The organism is Halohasta sp. A2 (assembly GCF_056175805.1).
Genome location: NZ_JAQFWV010000283.1, coordinates 1 through 255 on the forward strand (window position 1 = coordinate 1; position 255 = coordinate 255).

The window sequence follows — 255 nt, forward strand, 5'->3', positions numbered from 1 at the left end:
TGCGTTCTTTCAGCCCGTACCACTTGGGGATCCGCCCTCGTGGCGGATCCGCTTCCCGGAGTTCTTTCCGTCGCTTCCAGTCTTTGGTCGTGGCGATGAACAGTTCTGTCTGCTCATCCGCTAACTGCGCGTTCGCTTTGCTCCAGTAGCCAGCGTCGGCAAGCGCCTTCTCCGGGCGCTTGCCGTTCACCTTCTCGCAGGTCTCCAGCATCGGCTTGAGCTGCTGGACGTCGTTTGCGTCAGTAGTGATCTCCT

At 60.0% G+C, this 255-nt stretch carries 1 pseudogene; it reads right to left on the bottom strand.

The features are described 5' to 3' along the window. Positions 1 to 255: pseudogene (locus tag O2S87_RS19150) on the bottom strand (IS5/IS1182 family transposase); the annotation flags it as partial.